Annotated in this window: 15 protein-coding genes; 10 read left to right on the top strand and 5 right to left on the bottom strand. The window is 65.9% G+C overall.

Annotated elements, in window-relative coordinates; all coding sequences use genetic code 11:
- Positions 1-31 precede the first annotated feature (31 nt).
- The 3 genes from ACWPXE_RS19125 (at position 32) to ACWPXE_RS19115 (ending at position 2,685) form a co-directional block, all read left to right on the top strand.
- Entirely contained in the window at positions 32-1,342 is a 1,311-nt protein-coding gene (locus ACWPXE_RS19125; protein ID WP_454019039.1) for an MFS transporter, read from the top strand.
- Positions 1,343-1,423: 81 nt separating this feature from the next.
- A complete protein-coding gene (locus ACWPXE_RS19120) occupies positions 1,424-1,675 on the top strand; it encodes a hypothetical protein (protein WP_237904804.1) in 252 nt (83 codons plus the stop codon).
- A gap of 122 nt (positions 1,676-1,797) precedes the next feature.
- A complete protein-coding gene (locus tag ACWPXE_RS19115) occupies positions 1,798-2,685 on the top strand; it encodes an SIR2 family protein (protein ID WP_454019038.1) in 888 nt (295 codons plus the stop codon).
- A 53-nt stretch (positions 2,686-2,738) separates the two neighbouring features.
- On the opposite strand, the gene ACWPXE_RS19110 is transcribed toward ACWPXE_RS19115, so the two are convergent.
- The 5 genes from ACWPXE_RS19110 to ACWPXE_RS19090 all read right to left on the bottom strand — a co-directional run bounded on the left by ACWPXE_RS19110 (position 2,739) and on the right by ACWPXE_RS19090 (position 6,603).
- The gene (locus ACWPXE_RS19110; protein WP_145705054.1) at positions 2,739-3,365 is read right to left on the bottom strand and encodes an FMN-dependent NADH-azoreductase; all 627 of its coding nucleotides are present in this window, start codon (positions 3,363-3,365) and stop codon (positions 2,739-2,741) included.
- 149 nt (positions 3,366-3,514) lie between these two features.
- Positions 3,515-4,282, bottom strand: coding sequence for a class II glutamine amidotransferase (locus ACWPXE_RS19105; protein WP_149166711.1), 768 nt, complete (start codon positions 4,280-4,282; stop codon positions 3,515-3,517).
- Positions 4,283-4,357: 75 nt separating this feature from the next.
- Positions 4,358-4,786, bottom strand: a complete 429-nt coding sequence (locus tag ACWPXE_RS19100; protein ID WP_454019037.1) for an ArsC/Spx/MgsR family protein — start codon at positions 4,784-4,786, stop codon at positions 4,358-4,360.
- 8 nt (positions 4,787-4,794) lie between these two features.
- Entirely contained in the window at positions 4,795-5,688 is an 894-nt protein-coding gene (draG, locus tag ACWPXE_RS19095; protein ID WP_038528969.1) for an ADP-ribosyl-[dinitrogen reductase] hydrolase, read from the bottom strand.
- 27 nt (positions 5,689-5,715) lie between these two features.
- A complete protein-coding gene (locus tag ACWPXE_RS19090; protein ID WP_454019036.1) occupies positions 5,716-6,603 on the bottom strand; it encodes an NAD(+)--dinitrogen-reductase ADP-D-ribosyltransferase in 888 nt (295 codons plus the stop codon).
- Between the two features lie 343 nt (positions 6,604-6,946).
- On the opposite strand from ACWPXE_RS19090, the gene ACWPXE_RS19085 reads away from it, so the two are divergent.
- The 7 genes from ACWPXE_RS19085 to ACWPXE_RS19055 all read left to right on the top strand — a co-directional run bounded on the left by ACWPXE_RS19085 (position 6,947) and on the right by ACWPXE_RS19055 (position 15,569).
- The gene (locus ACWPXE_RS19085; RefSeq protein ID WP_454019035.1) at positions 6,947-8,182 is read left to right on the top strand and encodes a hypothetical protein; all 1,236 of its coding nucleotides are present in this window, start codon (positions 6,947-6,949) and stop codon (positions 8,180-8,182) included.
- Positions 8,183-8,442: 260 nt separating this feature from the next.
- Complete coding sequence (gene nifH / locus ACWPXE_RS19080; protein WP_014239786.1) at positions 8,443-9,324, top strand: nitrogenase iron protein; 882 nt, start codon at positions 8,443-8,445, stop codon at positions 9,322-9,324.
- 141 nt (positions 9,325-9,465) lie between these two features.
- Positions 9,466-10,905, top strand: coding sequence for a nitrogenase molybdenum-iron protein alpha chain (gene nifD / locus ACWPXE_RS19075; RefSeq protein ID WP_014239785.1), 1,440 nt, complete (start codon positions 9,466-9,468; stop codon positions 10,903-10,905).
- A 30-nt stretch (positions 10,906-10,935) separates the two neighbouring features.
- Positions 10,936-12,495 (top strand): nitrogenase molybdenum-iron protein subunit beta, encoded by a 1,560-nt coding sequence (gene nifK / locus ACWPXE_RS19070; RefSeq protein WP_454019034.1) that lies wholly within the window; start codon positions 10,936-10,938, stop codon positions 12,493-12,495.
- Between the two features lie 390 nt (positions 12,496-12,885).
- Positions 12,886-13,236: an FAD-dependent oxidoreductase gene (locus ACWPXE_RS19065; RefSeq protein ID WP_454019033.1), complete on the top strand. Its 351-nt coding sequence runs from the start codon at positions 12,886-12,888 to the stop codon at positions 13,234-13,236.
- Between the two features lie 216 nt (positions 13,237-13,452).
- Positions 13,453-13,641: a hypothetical protein gene (locus ACWPXE_RS19060; RefSeq protein WP_454019032.1), complete on the top strand. Its 189-nt coding sequence runs from the start codon at positions 13,453-13,455 to the stop codon at positions 13,639-13,641.
- A 440-nt stretch (positions 13,642-14,081) separates the two neighbouring features.
- A complete protein-coding gene (locus ACWPXE_RS19055; protein ID WP_454019031.1) occupies positions 14,082-15,569 on the top strand; it encodes a methyl-accepting chemotaxis protein in 1,488 nt (495 codons plus the stop codon).
- Positions 15,570-15,691 lie beyond the last annotated feature (122 nt).

The raw sequence follows: 15,691 nt of genomic DNA, 5'->3' as shown, positions 1-15,691 counted from the left end.
ATCCCGGACAACAGACGGCCGATCCTTCAGCATGCCCCACACCGCCGAGGCGCCGAGCCGCCGTGCCATCGCGTCCTGGTGCCTCTACGACTGGGCGAACTCGTCGTACAACACTATCATCACGACCTTCATCTTCTCCGTCTATTTCGCCCGCGGCGTGGTCGGGGACGAGGTGGCGGGCGCCTCGCGCTGGAGCGCGGCGCTGACCGTCGCCGGGCTGCTGATCGCCCTGCTCAGCCCCGTGCTGGGCGCGGTGGCCGACCGGACGGGGCGGCGCAAGCCGTGGATGGCGCTGTTCACCAGCCTGACCGTGGTCTTCTGCGCCGCCCTGTGGTGGGTGAAGCCCGACCCGTCCCATGCCCTGTTCGCCCTGGTCTGCGTGGTCATCGGCACCGTCGCCTTCGAGCTGGCGAACGTCTTCTACAACGCCAGCCTGACCGCGCTGGCGCCGCCGCGCATGCTCGGGCGGATCTCCGGCTGGGGCTGGGGCATCGGCTATTTCGGGGGCTTGGCCTGTCTGGTGGTCGCCCTGTTCGTCTTCGTGAAGTCGCCCACCCCGCTGTTCGGCCTGCTCGACACGGCGGAGCAGGCGCCGGTGCGCGCCACCGCCCTTCTCGCCGCCGCCTGGTACGGGCTGTTCGCCATCCCCTTCTTCCTGTTCGTCCCGGACGTGCCGGCGACCGGCCTCGGCATCCGTCAGGCCGCGCGGGAGGGCATGGCGACGCTGCGCCGGACGCTGGCGGAGACGCGCAAATACCGCAACACGCTGCGCTTCCTGATCGCCAGCGCGATCTACCGCGACGGCATCAACACCATCACCGCCTTCGGCGGCATCTTCGCCGCCCACGCCTTCGGCATGAGCTTCGAGGAGATTCTGCTCTTCGCCATCGCGCTGAACGTGGTGGCCGGCGTCGGGGCCATCGGCTTCGCCTGGGTGGACGACCGGATGGGGGCCAAGCCGACCATCCTGGTCAGCCTGATCGGCCTGACCGCCTTCGGCGTGCCGCTGCTGCTGGCGACGGAGAAGGCATGGTTCTGGGTGCTGGCCCTGGGGCTGGGTGCCTTCTTCGGGCCGGCGCAGGCGGCCGGGCGGTCGATGATGGCGCGGCTGGCCCCTCCGGGCATGGTGGGCGAGATGTTCGGGCTCTACAGCCTGACCGGCCGCATGGCCGGCTTCGTCGGTCCGCTCGCCTTCGGGCTGGCCACCGCGCTGTTCGAGAGCCAGCGGGCCGGCATGGCGAGCGTTGTGGCTTTCTTCGTCATTGGTTTTGGGCTTATGCTGACGGTTCGGGAGCCGGCACCGGGCGATGCGAATACGGTGCGACAGTCCGCCGCGGCATGACGGCGGATTCACTCAGCGGAAGCTGCTAACTTGCCTTTTGCTGCGACGCACAACGAACTTTGCGCGGAGGGCGGAACGGACATGTTGCACATCAAGGACATCGAGGCCTTCGCGCACATCAACGAGGCGCTGGCCCGCGACCACGCCGCGGCGCGTGGGGAAGACGAGTCGACAGGGCGTCCGTCGGGGCATCATCCAGCGATGCATCCGGCGATGCTGATCGCCATGGCGGCGACCGGGCGGCTGAAGCCGGAAGACGGTGCGGACGGAAAAACGCCGCAGACCGAAGCCGCCCTGCTGGCGCGGCTGATGGGGGCGCGGCGGGGGTCGTGACGTGCTGAGGGTATCGGCGTAATGCCCCCACCCCGACCCTCCCCCACTCTCGGCGGACCAAAGGTCCGCCGAGAGCGGGGGAGGGTCAGGGAGGGGGCAAAAGCCAGCCGAACGGGGTTAGCATGACCGACACCGCCGTCATCGACAGCATGGACACCAGCATGGGCACCGACACCATCATCGCGGACATCGCCGCGGCGCTGAAGACGCGGGGCGTGGTGCCCTATCTCGGGCCGGGCGCCTTCGCGCTGCTGCCGGAGGCCGACTGCCCGATCCCGCGCACCTCGCTGGAACTGGCGCAGCGGCTGAACGCCAAGGTCGCCGCGCCGGGCCGCATCCGCAGCCAGTTGACCGCGGTCGCCCAGTTCATCGAATCGCGGCGCCACCGCAAGACGCTGGACGGCATCCTGAACGAGATCTTCAAGCGCGAGGTTCCGGCGACGCCGGTTCACGCGTGGCTGGCCACCCTGCCCGCCCCGCCGATGATCGTCGATGTCTGGTACGACAACACGCTGGAAAGCCTGCTGACCGCCGATGCGGAGCGGAGCTGGGGCCAGATCCAGGGCCTGTCCCACCCGCAGGGCGTCGGCGAATGGGTGAAATACTACGCGCCGGGCGGAGCGGAGGTCGAGGCCGGCGCGGCGTCGGTCTGGGAGACCCTGCTCTACAAGCCGTCGGGGAGCGCCGCCCCGGCGGGGAACTACCTGATTTCCGACAGCGACTTTGTCGAGATCCTGACGGAGATCGACATCCAGACGCCGATTCCCGCCGTCGTTCAGGAACGCCGGGCGGGCCGGAGCTTCCTCTACCTCGGCTGCCGCTTCGATCAGGAGATCCAGCGCACCTTCGCCCGCCAGATCGCCAAGCGGTCGTCGGACAAGCACTGGGCGGTGATCGAGGGCGAGCTGTCGAAGAACGAGGCGCGCTTCCTGGAGCTGCAGAACATCACCCGCCTCGACCTGCCCCTGGACGAGGCGGTCCGCCGGATCGGCGAGGCGATGGCGGCGTAAAAACCCCTCTCCCCTCTGGGGAGAGGGGACATAAAGAGGGAACGCAGCGTTCCTTACGCCGCGACCGGGGTCGCCAGGGCGTCGATCTCCTGCTGGGCGGCGGCCAGCGCCTTGGCGCGGGCGTCCGGACCCATGCCGACGCCCTCGGCGCGGATCACCGTCACGTCGGTGACGCCCAGGAAGCCCAGAACCGTGCGCAGGAAGGCCTCCTGGTGGTCCAGCGCGCTCATCGCCGCGTTGGTCGAGTAGACGCCGCCGCGCGTCGAGGCGATGTAGACCTTCTTGCCGCCGGCCAGACCGACCGGGCCGGTCTCGGTGTAGCGGAAGGTGCGGCCCGCCTGGGCGATGCGGTCGATCCAGGCCTTGAGCTGGGTCGGGACCGTGAAGTTGTACATCGGAGCGCCGATCACCACGACGTCGGCGGCCAGAAACTCGTCGACCAGCGCGTCGGTCAGGGCCAGCTCCTCCTGCTGGCGGGCGGTCAGGCCCTCCAGGTTGCGGAACTTCACGACCTGCATCAGCTCGCCGGTCAGGTGGTCCGGCGGGGCGACGGTCAGGTCGCGGGCGGACACCTCGGCGTCCGGAGTCGCCTGGCGCAGCGCCGCGACGATGGAGCCGGTGAGCTGGCGCGAAACGGAGGCGTCGCCCAGCGGGCTGGAATCGATGCGAAGGATCTTCATGGTCACGTCTTCCTGTCCGGGAAGCGGGGCGCCGGTCCGGCACCGTCACCGCTTCGGTTTGTCTCGGAGGTGACCATAAGCCCGCCTACGCCAATCGATTGAGCTCCGATTTCGCCAATCTTCGTTGCACAGATCAGAACAATCCCCGGTCAGCGCACCCGATTGCCGCCCTTGAACACGACCATCTCGCCGCCCTTCATGACGGTCCAATCCTCGTCGCGGGTCAACGGGCGGGTGGCGACCACCGTCACCACGTCGTTGGGCGTCGTCTCCTTGGCGAAATCGACGCTCATGTCCTCGTCGATCAGCGTCGCCGGGCCGAAGGGAGCCTTGCGGGTCAGCCAGGCGAGGTTGGTCGCGCAATGGCACCACAGATACCGCCCGTCGCTGAGCAGCATGTTGAAGACGCCAAGCCCGCCGAGGTCGGTGGCGAGGTCGCGGATCAGCCGCATCAGCGCGCCGCTGCTCTTGGGCGGTTCCGGGTACTGCATGCGGATTTGGTCGAGCAGCCAGCAGAAGGCGTGCTCGCTGTCCGTCGTCCCGACCGGCTCGTAGAAGGTCAGCGTCCGGTCCTTGATGCCCTTGAGCTGGCCGTTGTGGGCGAAGGTCCAGACGCGGCCCCACAGCTCCCGCGTGAAGGGGTGGGTGTTTTCCAGCGACACCCGGCCGCGGTTGGCGCGGCGGATGTGGGAGATGACCACGCAGGACTTGATCGAATAGCTGCTGACCAGCCGCGCGATCTCCGACTCGCAGCTCGGCGCCGGGTCATGGAAGGCGCGGCAGCCCTTCCCCTCGTAGAAGGCAATCCCCCAGCCGTCACGGTGCGGACCGGTCTGCCCGCCGCGGCGCATCAGGCCGCGAAAGCTGAAGCAGATGTCCGTGGGCACGTTGGCGCTCATGCCCAGGAGTTCGCACATGGATCGGCCCCCATCGCAGGATTGTCGGATATCAGACAGGACGGGGGCAAACCTACGACAGTCGGGGTTGTCCCGTCACCTCTTTGCGGGCGGTGGACAGGGCGGCATCCCGGCGCGGGCGCAGCCTTCCAGCTTGCCCTCCGGCGCCCCGGCGGCCAGCCCGATCCAGGCGTCCACCCGCTCCGCCTCGAAGCCGCAGTCGCGGCGGTCGCCGACCTGCATCAGCGGACGGCGGATCAGCAGCGGCGTTTTCAGCATCAGCGCCAGGGCGGCGGCCTCGTCCAGCGCGTCCGGGTCGACCTCGCCGTTCTTCACCGCCGGGGCGCTTCGGTTGAACCACTCGGCCACCGGTCGATCGCCGAAGAAGGGGCGCAGGCGGTCCGCCGTCCAGGGCTCGGACAGCAGGTCGCGGGCATGGACGGTGTGCCCGGCCTCCGCCAGCAGCGCCTTCTGGCGGTTGTTGCCGGCGCAGCCGGGCTTTTCGAAGAAGATCACGTCGGCCATGGTCGAAATCACCCCTGCTTGAGCGCCGGGGAGCGGGCGAGCAGCCCGTCCACCTGGGCGCAGATTTCGTTGTAGACGTCGCGGTCGAGCTTGCGCAGCCAACGCGGCGGGATGGTTTCCACGCCATAAGTGGCGCCGGCCAGCATGCCGGCGATGGCGCCGGTGGTGTCGGCGTCGCCGCCCTGGTTGACGGTCTCGACGACGCAGGATTCCACGGAATCGGTCTGGAAATAATAGTGCATGACCGTCTGCATCGTATCGACGATGTAGGCGGTGGCGAGGCCCCGGTAGGGCTGGAACTTGAATTGCCGGTGCTTCGCGATGAGCTTGTTCGATTCGTCGCGCACGTCGCGCACGCTGCCGCCCAGCACCAGACGGCGGACCATATGGCCGAGCGTCAGGGTCGCCGCGTCGGACATCGCGTTGCAGTGGGTGATGTGCGCCTGCTCCACCGTCCAGCGCTCGAAGGCGTCGTCGTCGCCCAGCGTCGCCAGGGCGACCGGCAGGTTGCGCATCGCCGCCCCGTTGCCGGCGTGATACTCGCTCTCCGGCTCCGACAGGGTGCCGTGCATGATGAAGCGGCGGATGCCGCGCCGTGTCGTGTCCCCGACATCGACGGGAACGCCCTTCAGCCAGACGGCGAACTCCTCCGCGGCGCGGCGGGCGTCCCACTCCGGGGCGGCCAGGATGGCACGGCCGAGATGGATCGACATCTCGGTGTCGTCGGTCACCTGCCCGGCCGGCAGCTTCAGCCAGCCGCCGCCCTTGATGTGCTTGTGCACGCCGTATTGGTGGGCGATCTCGCCCTTTGTCAGAAACTCGACGGTGGCGCCCAACGCGTCGCCGCAGGCCAGCCCGAGATAGGCGCCCAGCGCGCGTGAGCGGATGGAATGGTCAGTCATGGGCCGGATCTGTCCCGTGATCGGTTGTCAGAGAAGCGACACCCCCACCCTGTAGTCCCCGCCGACGACCAGATACTCGCCCTCCCCCTTGAAGGGGTAGCGGGGCAGGATGTCGCGGAAGAAGACCACCTTGGTGAGCGGCACCCAGGTTTCGAGGATGTAGTCCCCGAACTGGCCGGCGATGTCGCGCTCGATGGAAAAGGAGCTGAGGTTGTTGAGGCGCAGGACCGCCGTGCGCTTGTCGGGGCGCGCGACGATGTGGTGCTCCTCGAAATTGTTGACGCCGCGGTAGAGCCGGATGTGGCTGGCGCGGGACGGCATCGGCGCGTCCGGCCAGCCGCGGCGCATCCACCACTGGCAATATTCGTACAGCAGGTCGAGCTGCAGGTTGATGTTGTTGTTGTGGAAGCGGGTGGCGACCTTCTCCTCGCCGTAGGTCCGCCACGCGTCGGAAGCGAACCGCAGGATCGGCTCCTTGTGGAAGGTGGGCAGCAGCCCGAACCGGCTCTCCACCCAGCCCTTCAGAACCGCACCCTCGGCGTTGTTGCTGTCGAACAGCCATCCCTTCAGCAGGCGCAGGTAGCTGGCGCGGTAGCGCCGCCGCCCGTCCGCGCCCTCGGCCCCGGAAAAGTCCGGGTTCAGCCCGAAGGTGAAGGCCATGTAGTGCTGGAAGATGTCGGCTGCGATCAGGCTGTCCGGGCTCTCGTCGAGCGCCTCGAACAGCACGGCGTGCTCGCTGCGCGTGCCGCCGATGCGTAGGCGCCGCGGTTCGTCGTTGAAGGACTCCGCGCACAGCGCTTCCGCCGTCACGTTCAGCAGGTTGGTGCGATGCGCCTTCAGCGCCAACGGCGAATCCGGATCGATCAGCCGCCCCCGCGCATCCCTCAAGCCACCGCTCGCCGAACCGTCCGCCATCGCACTCTCAAATCCACAATTAATTCATGGATACCGCGAAGCGGCGCTTCCGCCAAGGGTCCGCGTCACCGCAGGGCGACGTCGCGCAGCCCACGATACATTTCGAATTCAAAAACAATTCGATTAAACAGCCGAAACAACTTTTGGCTTACTCCAAATATCTTAAAAATATCCGTTTGAACGGATGATGAGACGACACCATAGTTCTTCGATTGGGACTCAGTGCATCGCAAGACGAGGCAAGGCCATGTGGCCGATGAAGCGAAAGGAACAGGAGACGCGCAACCGGGCGGCACAGCCCCCGCGCGTTCTTCTTCCTTCCGCCGTCTCGGAAAAGATGCCGATGCGTTCGGGACGGGCGCCGGTTCCGCTGCGTGGCTCCAAGGAAGCCCGCGACGCCGTGACGCTCGCCCGGCTGCTGCGCGGCACCATCACCCCGCTGCGCGGCGATGAGGTGCTGGCCCTGCTGGAGCCCCATCGCCCACGTCTGGTGCCCAAGCCGGTCAACCCGCTGGCCGCCATGCTCGGCCAGCCGCAGGGCCGCCTGCTGGAGGCGCTGCTGCGCCCCACCGCGCCGATCATCCTGGATGTTCTGCTGCCCCGCCTGCGCGACCATCTGATCGACCGCATCGTGCACAACAAGGGCACCGCCGAGGATGGGCTGCCCGGCGCGCTGGAGGTGGCCACCGCCCTGCGCGCCCTGGTCGCCCTGCTGCGCGGCGCCGGGCGCGGCGCCGTGCTGTCGGTGGTGTCGGCCATCGAGGCGGACGCCCGCGCCGACGCCGATCGTCTGGTCCGCGGCGAAGCGCCCGTCGCAACCGCGGAAGACGATCCGGCGGGCGCCGCCGGCGCCATGGACAGCCTCGCCCACGCCCTGCTGCGCTTCGAGGCGCGGCGGCTGGTGCTGGAGACGCTGGGCGCCACCGTCGCCCTGCGCGACGTCGTCTATCAGTCGCGCCGCTTGACCCGCCACGCCCTGCGCCGGGCCGCGGAGGCCATGGACGGCTTCGGCGCCGACCGCGGTATCAAGGCGCTGCACGCCAGCCTCGCCACGCTGGCCTCGGTGGACGGGCTGCTCGTCGTCGCGATGCGGAACCTCGACGACCAGGAGGAGCACCGCGAGGAGGCCAACGCCTTCGTCGAGCCCGCCGACCGCAAGGCGATGAACGACTGCCTGTCGGCGGCGTGGCGGCTTTCCGACACGCTGTTCGATCTTGTCGGAAAGGCCGCCAACGGCGGCGACCTCGACGAGCTGCTGTTCGAGGCGCTGCTGCGCCAACTCCGCTCCCTGCACCAGTTCTGCACCGACCTCGACCATGCCGGGCGCCCGGCGGTGCTCGACACGCTGGAGCGCCGTCTGGCCGAACGCAGCCGCGCGCTGGCCGGCATCGCCGGGGAGCGTCTCGTCGGCATCCTGCTGGCCCGCCCCGCCGACCCGGCCAAGGCACGCCGCCTGCTCGCCCGCGGCCAGTCGCTGGCCCAGCTTCTCTACGACATGGGCCAGGACGGCGACGAGTTGGAGGCGCTGGCGCTGCGCCTCGTCGTCGCCCGCGACGCGCTGAACCACGCCGCCGCCTGACGGCACAAAGGCGCCGTTCGTTCATCCCTTCCGTTTCATTGCGAGAGACCCGACAAAATGTCGGGCTTTGTCGGGTATGTCACAGGCCCGACAAAGCGGACCGCGCGCGTCCGCAATCTTGTTTCTTGTTCATTTTCAATAACTTAAAAATTTTCCGCGAACTGGCACGGGGGATGCAGAGAAGGGGTCGAAGCGGCCGCTGGGCAGGCCGCCCCGGAATTGAAGACACCCTGTAGACCCAAGCAAAGGAGTAACCTCCCATGTCTTTGCGCCAGATTGCGTTCTACGGTAAGGGCGGTATCGGCAAGTCCACCACCTCCCAGAACACCCTGGCCGCGCTGGTCGAGCTGGATCAGAAGATCCTGATCGTCGGCTGCGATCCGAAGGCCGACTCGACCCGCCTGATCCTGCACGCCAAGGCGCAGGATACCGTGCTGCACCTCGCCGCCGAAGCCGGCTCGGTCGAGGATCTGGAGCTCGAGGACGTTCTCAAGATCGGCTACAAGGGCATCAAGTGCGTCGAGTCCGGCGGTCCGGAGCCGGGGGTCGGCTGCGCCGGCCGCGGCGTGATCACCTCGATCAACTTCCTGGAAGAGAACGGCGCCTACGACGACGTCGACTACGTCTCCTACGACGTGCTGGGCGACGTGGTGTGCGGCGGTTTCGCCATGCCCATCCGCGAGAACAAGGCCCAGGAAATCTACATCGTCATGTCCGGTGAGATGATGGCGCTCTACGCCGCCAACAACATCGCCAAGGGCATTCTGAAGTACGCCCACAGCGGCGGCGTGCGCCTCGGCGGCCTGATCTGCAACGAGCGCCAGACCGACAAGGAAATCGACCTCGCCTCGGCCCTGGCCGCCCGCCTCGGCACCCAGCTCATCCACTTCGTGCCGCGCGACAACATCGTGCAGCACGCCGAGCTGCGCCGCATGACGGTGATCGAGTACGCGCCGGACAGCCAGCAGGCCCAGGAATACCGCCAGCTCGCCAACAAGGTCCACGCGAACAAGGGCAAGGGCACCATCCCGACCCCGATCACGATGGAAGAGCTGGAAGAGATGCTGATGGACTTCGGCATCATGAAGTCGGAGGAGCAGCAGCTCGCCGAGCTCCAGGCCAAGGAAGCCGCCAAGGCCTGATCCCTGGGTCCCTGACGGGGCACAGGTCTGAACTGGCCCCCTCCCCAGCCCACCCCGCCTTTGTGCGCGGGGTGGGAGAGAGGGGGCTCGGTCCCGCGCTGAAGTGGCGCGGACAATGAGAGCATGCAGGAGACTGGCACCATGAGCCTGTCCGTGAACGAAGGCGTCGACGTCAAGGGTCTCGTCGACAAGGTTCTCGAAGCGTATCCCGAGAAGTCCCGCAAGCGCCGCGCCAAGCACCTGAACGTGCTGGAGGCCGAGGCCAAGGACTGCGGCGTCAAGTCGAACATCAAGTCGATCCCCGGTGTGATGACCATTCGTGGTTGCGCCTACGCCGGTTCCAAGGGTGTGGTGTGGGGTCCGATCAAGGACATGATCCACATCTCCCACGGCCCGGTCGGCTGCGGCTACTACTCCTGGTCCGGCCGCCGCAACTACTATGTCGGCGACACCGGCGTGGACAGCTGGGGCACGATGCACTTCACCTCCGACTTCCAGGAGAAGGACATCGTCTTCGGCGGCGACAAGAAGCTGCACAAGGTGATCGAGGAGATCAACGAGCTGTTCCCGCTCGTCAACGGCATCTCCATCCAGTCCGAGTGCCCGATCGGCCTGATCGGCGACGACATCGAGGCGGTCGCCCGCGCCAAGTCCGAGGAGCTGGGCAAGCCGGTCGTTCCGGTTCGTTGCGAAGGCTTCCGCGGCGTCTCCCAGTCGCTGGGCCACCACATCGCCAACGACGTCATCCGCGACTGGATCTTCGAGAAGACCGAGCCGAAGGAAGGCTTCGTCTCCACCCCGTACGACGTCACCATCATCGGTGACTACAACATCGGTGGCGACGCCTGGGCCAGCCGCATCCTGCTGGAGGAGATCGGCCTGCGCGTGATCGCCCAGTGGTCGGGCGACGGCACGCTCGCCGAGCTGGAGAACACGCCGAAGGCGAAGGTGAACCTCATCCACTGCTACCGCTCGATGAACTACATCGCGCGCCACATGGAAGAGAAGTTCGGTATTCCGTGGATGGAGTACAACTTCTTCGGCCCGTCGCAGATCGCCGAGTCCCTGCGCAAGATCGCCGCTCTCTTCGATGACACCATCAAGGAGAACGCGGAGAAGGTCATCGCCAAGTACCAGCCGATGGTCGACGCCGTCATCGCCAAGTTCAAGCCGCGGCTCGAAGGCAAGAAGGTGATGATCTACGTCGGCGGCCTGCGTCCGCGCCACGTGGTCGACGCCTACCATGACCTGGGCATGGAGATCGTCGGCACGGGCTACGAATTCGCCCACAACGACGACTATCAGCGCACCCAGCACTACGTGAAGGAAGGCACGCTGATCTACGACGACGTCACCGCCTTCGAACTGGAGAAGTTCGTCGAGGTGATGCGTCCGGACCTCGTCGCCTCGGGCATCAAGGAAAAGTACGTCTTCCAGAAGATGGGCCTGCCCTTCCGCCAGATGCACTCCTGGGATTACTCGGGTCCGTATCACGGCTACGACGGCTTCGCGATCTTCGCCCGCGACATGGATCTGGCCATCAACAACCCCGTCTGGGGCATCATGAAGGCTCCGTTCTAAAGCGGCCTCTGGAAGATAGGAGTAATGAGCATGTCCCACCCCGTTTCCCAGAGCGCCGACAAGGTCATCGACCACTTCACGCTCTTCCGTCAGCCCGAATACAAGGAGCTGCTCGAGCGCAAGAAGACGGAGTTCGAGTACGGCCACTCCGACGAAGAGGTCGCCCGGGTTTCCGCGTGGACCAAGACGGAAGAGTACAAGGAAAAGAACTTCGCCCGTGAGGCAGTCGTCATCAACCCGACGAAGGCCTGCCAGCCGATCGGCGCGATGTTTGCGGCCCAGGGCTTCGAGGGCACCCTGCCCTTCGTCCATGGTTCGCAGGGCTGCGTCGCCTACTACCGCACGCACCTCACCCGCCACTTCAAGGAGCCGAACTCCGCGGTCTCCTCGTCGATGACGGAAGACGCGGCGGTGTTCGGCGGCCTGAACAACATGATCGACGGCCTGGCCAACGCCTACGCGCTGTACAAGCCGAAGATGATCGCCGTGCTGACCACCTGCATGGCGGAAGTCATCGGCGACGACCTCTCGGGCTTCATCAACAACGCGAAGAACAAGGAAAGCGTCCCGGCGGATTTCCCGGTTCCCTTCGCCCACACCCCGGCCTTCGTCGGCAGCCACATCGTCGGCTACGACAACATGATCAAGGGTGTTCTGACCCACTTCTGGGGCACGTCGGAGAACTTCGACACCCCGAAGAACGAGAAGATCAACCTGATCCCGGGCTTCGACGGCTTCGCGGTCGGCAACAACCGCGAGCTGAAGCGCATCGCCGGCCTGTTCGGCATCGACCTGACGATCCTGTCGGATGTGTCGGACAACTTCGACACCCCGGCCGACGGCGAGTACCGCATGTATGATGGCGGCACCCCGCTGGAGGCCACGAAGGAGGCCGTCCACGCCAAGGCCACCATCTCCATGCAAGAATACTGCACCCCGCAGTCCCTGCAGTTCATCAAGGAGAAGGGCCAGCAGGTCGCCAAGTACAACTACCCGATGGGCGTCACCGGCACCGACGAGCTTCTGCTGAAGCTGGCCGAGCTGTCCGGCAAGCCGGTCCCGGCGGAGCTGAAGCTGGAGCGCGGCCGTCTCGTCGACGCCATCGCCGACAGCCACACCCACCTGCACGGCAAGCGCTTCGCCGTGTACGGGGACCCGGACTTCTGCCTGGGCATGTCGAAGTTCCTGATGGAGTTGGGCGCCGAGCCGGTGCACATCCTGTCCACCTCCGGCTCGAAGAAGTGGGAGAAGCAGGTTCAGAAGGTGCTCGACGGCTCGCCGTTCGGCAAGTCCGGCAAGGCCTACGGCGGCAAGGACCTCTGGCACCTGCGCTCGCTGCTGTTCACCGACAAGGTCGACTACATCATCGGCAACAGCTACGGCAAGTATCTGGAGCGCGATACCAAGATCCCGCTCATCCGCCTGACCTACCCGATCTTCGACCGCCACCACCATCACCGTTACCCGACCTGGGGTTACCAGGGGGCTCTGAACGTGCTGGTGCGCATCCTGGATCGGATCTTCGAGGACATGGACGCCAACACGAACATCGTCGGCGAGACCGACTACTCGTTCGATCTGGTGCGCTGACCTCCCTCGGCCGGCGCGGGGTCTCCATCCCCCCGCCCGGCCGCTTCCCCGGAGAGCCGGAGCCCACCGCAAGGTGGGCTCCGGCTTTTCCTTTTGCCGGCCAGTCGCCTCGCCTATAAACAAGGACAAAAATTGTCTGTGTTCTCAGCTTGCGCCCGATAACGCGGACTTATACGGTCAGTGTTGTCGAGACCGTTGGACGGGCCACGCCATGGCACACCTCACCGCAAGCGTCGAAAACGGCATCCACTGCCTGCTCTGGCTGGCCGCCGCCGGCGACACGCCGTTGAGCAGCCGGGATCTGGCGGAGTTGCAGGGCATCTCCCCTCTTTCGTCGCCAAGATCTTTCCGAAGCTGGAGAAGGCGGGGATCGTCACGGCCAGCGAAGGGGTGCGCGGCGGTTACCGCCGCCCCCGCCTTTACGAGGCGGTGCTGGAAGGCATGGCGCCGGACCTCGCCACGCTGTTCGAAGCGGTGGGCGTCACCGGCACCGACGGCGCCCGGTTCACCCTGCCCTACGACCGTTTCGTCCTGGCCGCCGGCAGTCGCTTGTTCACCCCGCCCATTCCCGGTCTCGCCGAGCACGCCTTCAACGTCGGCCAGTTGGACAGCGCGCACGCCCTCGACGCCCACCTGAAGGCTTTGGCCACCCAGACGGAAACGGCGGCGCGCAACACCGTCGTGGTGGCCGGCGGGCGCCCGCGCCAACCCTCTGGCGGCGCAGATCAGCGGCGACCATGACCGGTTCGGACGCGTCCCGGCCGATCCGTTCCTGCGGGCGGGCAGCAGCGACGGAATCTTCGTCACCGGGGACGTGGCGCGGGCGGCCACCGACGATCTCGGCAACGTCGCCGCGATGTCCTGCCAGCACGCCCTCAGCTTGGGCCGCGTCGCCGGCCACAACGCCGCGGCGGAGCTGGTCGGCCTGCCACCCACCCCTATAGCCAGCCCAAATACGTGACCTGCCTCGATCTCGGCCCGTGGGGAGCGCTCTTCACCGAGGGCTGGGACCGGCAGGTCCGGCTGACCCGCGAGGAGGGCAAGGCGGTGAAGCGCGAGATCAACACCAAGTGGATCTACCCGCCCCAGCCGGACCGCGACGCCGTGTTCGCCATCGCCAACCCCGAATATGTGATCGTTCCCTGACGATGGTTCTGCGGAACCGCGTCCCTTGCCACCGCAGGGACGCGGTTCCGTACAGGTGTTACTTCCGGTGGAACGTCCTGACCGCTTCAGCCCACACCTTTCGCAGATGCACCAGCCTCACAGCTTTTCATGGAAAGAGTTCAATGAGAAACGGCCTCGGTCGCTCTTGTGGATCTCCTCTTCGATGCCTGTTGGTTGAACAGAACAGGCATACAGATCTCTGAGCCGTGAGTCGTTACCACCGGAAGAATGACCACAACATCAATAAAAAATTGCGTCCGATTAACTATCGACAAAACGGCATATCTTTATGAATACAATCATCGCCGAAACGGCACGGCACTCCGCGACACCGCATGAACATCAATTAATTGTTTTTTATATAAATTGCCGATAACCTCAAATCATCATTCCCTTCTTGCGCCATAAGGACAATCAACATGACCTTTAAAACCTTTCTAAGGTTGGCAGACACGGAAGCGACGGAAATAACCAGCGCATTAGACAAATCTAATGGCATAATTACCTTTGACACATCTGGCAACATATTGTCGGCAAATGATCAATTTCTCCGATGTATGGGCTACAGCTTTGAGGAAATCAAAGGGAAACATCACCGGATATTCGTCGACCCGAAACTCCACGACAGCCTGGATTACCGGGATTTCTGGGAGCGTCTGCGCCGGGGCGAGTTCCAATCCTCTCTGTACAAGCGCATCGGCAAGGGCGGGCGTGAGGTTTGGATCGAAGCTTCCTACAACCCGATCAAGAACCGCCAGGGCGTCACTCACAAGGTGGTCAAGGTCTGCACCGACGTCACCGAACGCCATCTGGAACACATCGATCTGCGCGGCAAGGCGGAGGCCATCTCCAAGTCCCAGGCGGTGATCGAATTCACCCCCGACGGCAAGGTCATCACCGCCAACGAGAACTTCCTGTCCCTGCTCGGCTACACGCTGCCCGAGATCGAAGGGCGCCCCCACAGCACCTTCGTCGACCCGGCGGAGCACGGAAGCGCGGACTACCGGGCCTTCTGGGAGAGCCTCCGGCAAGGCCGTTTCCAGGCCGCCCAGTACAAGCGGATCGGCAAGGGCGGCCGCGTGGTATGGATTCAGGCTTCCTACAACCCGGTGTTCGACACCAGCAACCGGCTGTCCAAGATCGTCAAGTTCGCCACCGACATCACCCGCCAGGTGGAACTGCTGGATCAGTTGAAGGCGCTGATCGACAACAACTTCACCGAAATCGATGCCGCGCTCTCCGCCGCCGGCCGGCAGGCCGAGGACGCCGCTCAGCGATCGGGTGCGACCCAAGGCACGGTCCAGACCGTCGCCGCCAGCGCCGAGGAACTCGCCGCGTCGGCCCGGGAGATCGCCGACAGCATGATCCGCTCCCGTCAGGCGGCGAGCACCGCGATGGACGAGACGGGGAACGCCGACCGGGCGGCGGCGCGCCTGACGGAGGTCGCCAAGGCGATGGGCGGCATCGTCGATCTGATCAGCTCGATCGCCAGCCAGATCAACCTGCTGGCGCTCAACGCCACCATCGAGGCGGCACGGGCCGGCGAGGCCGGGCGCGGCTTCGCGGTCGTCGCCAACGAGGTCAAGAATCTCGCCAACCAGTCGGCCAACGCGACCGCCCAGATCTCCAAGGAGATCGAAGGCATGCAGGCCGTCTCGTCCGACGTGGTCGCGTCGCTGGGCAACATCCGTCAGGCCACCAGCAACCTGATGGAGTTCGTCACCGTCTCCGCCGGGGCGGTGGAGGAGCAGAGCGCGGTGACCGGCGACATGTCCACCAACATGCAGAACGCGTCGGCCTCGGTCAGCGCCGTCGACCACAACATCGGCGCGATCAACTCCGCGATCACCCAGATCGCCTCGGCGGTCTCGGAAACCAAGGAAGCCGCCAAGGTTCTGGCCCGTTGAGGGCGCGCGCCTTACGCGGCCTGCCATCGCCCTACGCTGTGCGATACCCGACAAAGTCCGCGATTGTCGGGTATCGCACACGAGGCCATTCACAATAACTTATTGAATATAAACAATTCCCC

Source organism: Azospirillum sp. Marseille-Q6669 (assembly GCF_965111635.1).
This window is presented reverse-complemented; position numbering and strand designations above follow the sequence as displayed.

What these genes read in the sequence shown, in the direction of transcription:
- ACWPXE_RS19110 (WP_145705054.1), bottom strand. Translation starts at nt 3,365, where the DNA reads ATGAAGATCCTTCGCATCGATTCCAGCCCGCTGGGCGACGCCTCCGTT.
- ACWPXE_RS19100 (WP_454019037.1), bottom strand. Translation starts at nt 4,786, where the DNA reads ATGGCCGACGTGATCTTCTTCGAAAAGCCCGGCTGCGCCGGCAACAAC.
- draG (WP_038528969.1), bottom strand. Translation starts at nt 5,688, where the DNA reads ATGACTGACCATTCCATCCGCTCACGCGCGCTGGGCGCCTATCTCGGG.
- nifD (WP_014239785.1), top strand. Translation starts at nt 9,466, where the DNA reads ATGAGCCTGTCCGTGAACGAAGGCGTCGACGTCAAGGGTCTCGTCGAC.
- ACWPXE_RS19115 (WP_454019038.1), top strand. Translation starts at nt 1,798, where the DNA reads ATGACCGACACCGCCGTCATCGACAGCATGGACACCAGCATGGGCACC.
- ACWPXE_RS19125 (WP_454019039.1), top strand. Translation starts at nt 32, where the DNA reads ATGCCCCACACCGCCGAGGCGCCGAGCCGCCGTGCCATCGCGTCCTGG.
- ACWPXE_RS19120 (WP_237904804.1), top strand. Translation starts at nt 1,424, where the DNA reads ATGTTGCACATCAAGGACATCGAGGCCTTCGCGCACATCAACGAGGCG.
- nifK (WP_454019034.1), top strand. Translation starts at nt 10,936, where the DNA reads ATGTCCCACCCCGTTTCCCAGAGCGCCGACAAGGTCATCGACCACTTC.
- ACWPXE_RS19105 (WP_149166711.1), bottom strand. Translation starts at nt 4,282, where the DNA reads ATGTGCGAACTCCTGGGCATGAGCGCCAACGTGCCCACGGACATCTGC.
- nifH (WP_014239786.1), top strand. Translation starts at nt 8,443, where the DNA reads ATGTCTTTGCGCCAGATTGCGTTCTACGGTAAGGGCGGTATCGGCAAG.
- ACWPXE_RS19090 (WP_454019036.1), bottom strand. Translation starts at nt 6,603, where the DNA reads ATGGCGGACGGTTCGGCGAGCGGTGGCTTGAGGGATGCGCGGGGGCGG.
- ACWPXE_RS19055 (WP_454019031.1), top strand. Translation starts at nt 14,082, where the DNA reads ATGACCTTTAAAACCTTTCTAAGGTTGGCAGACACGGAAGCGACGGAA.
- ACWPXE_RS19085 (WP_454019035.1), top strand. Translation starts at nt 6,947, where the DNA reads ATGCGTTCGGGACGGGCGCCGGTTCCGCTGCGTGGCTCCAAGGAAGCC.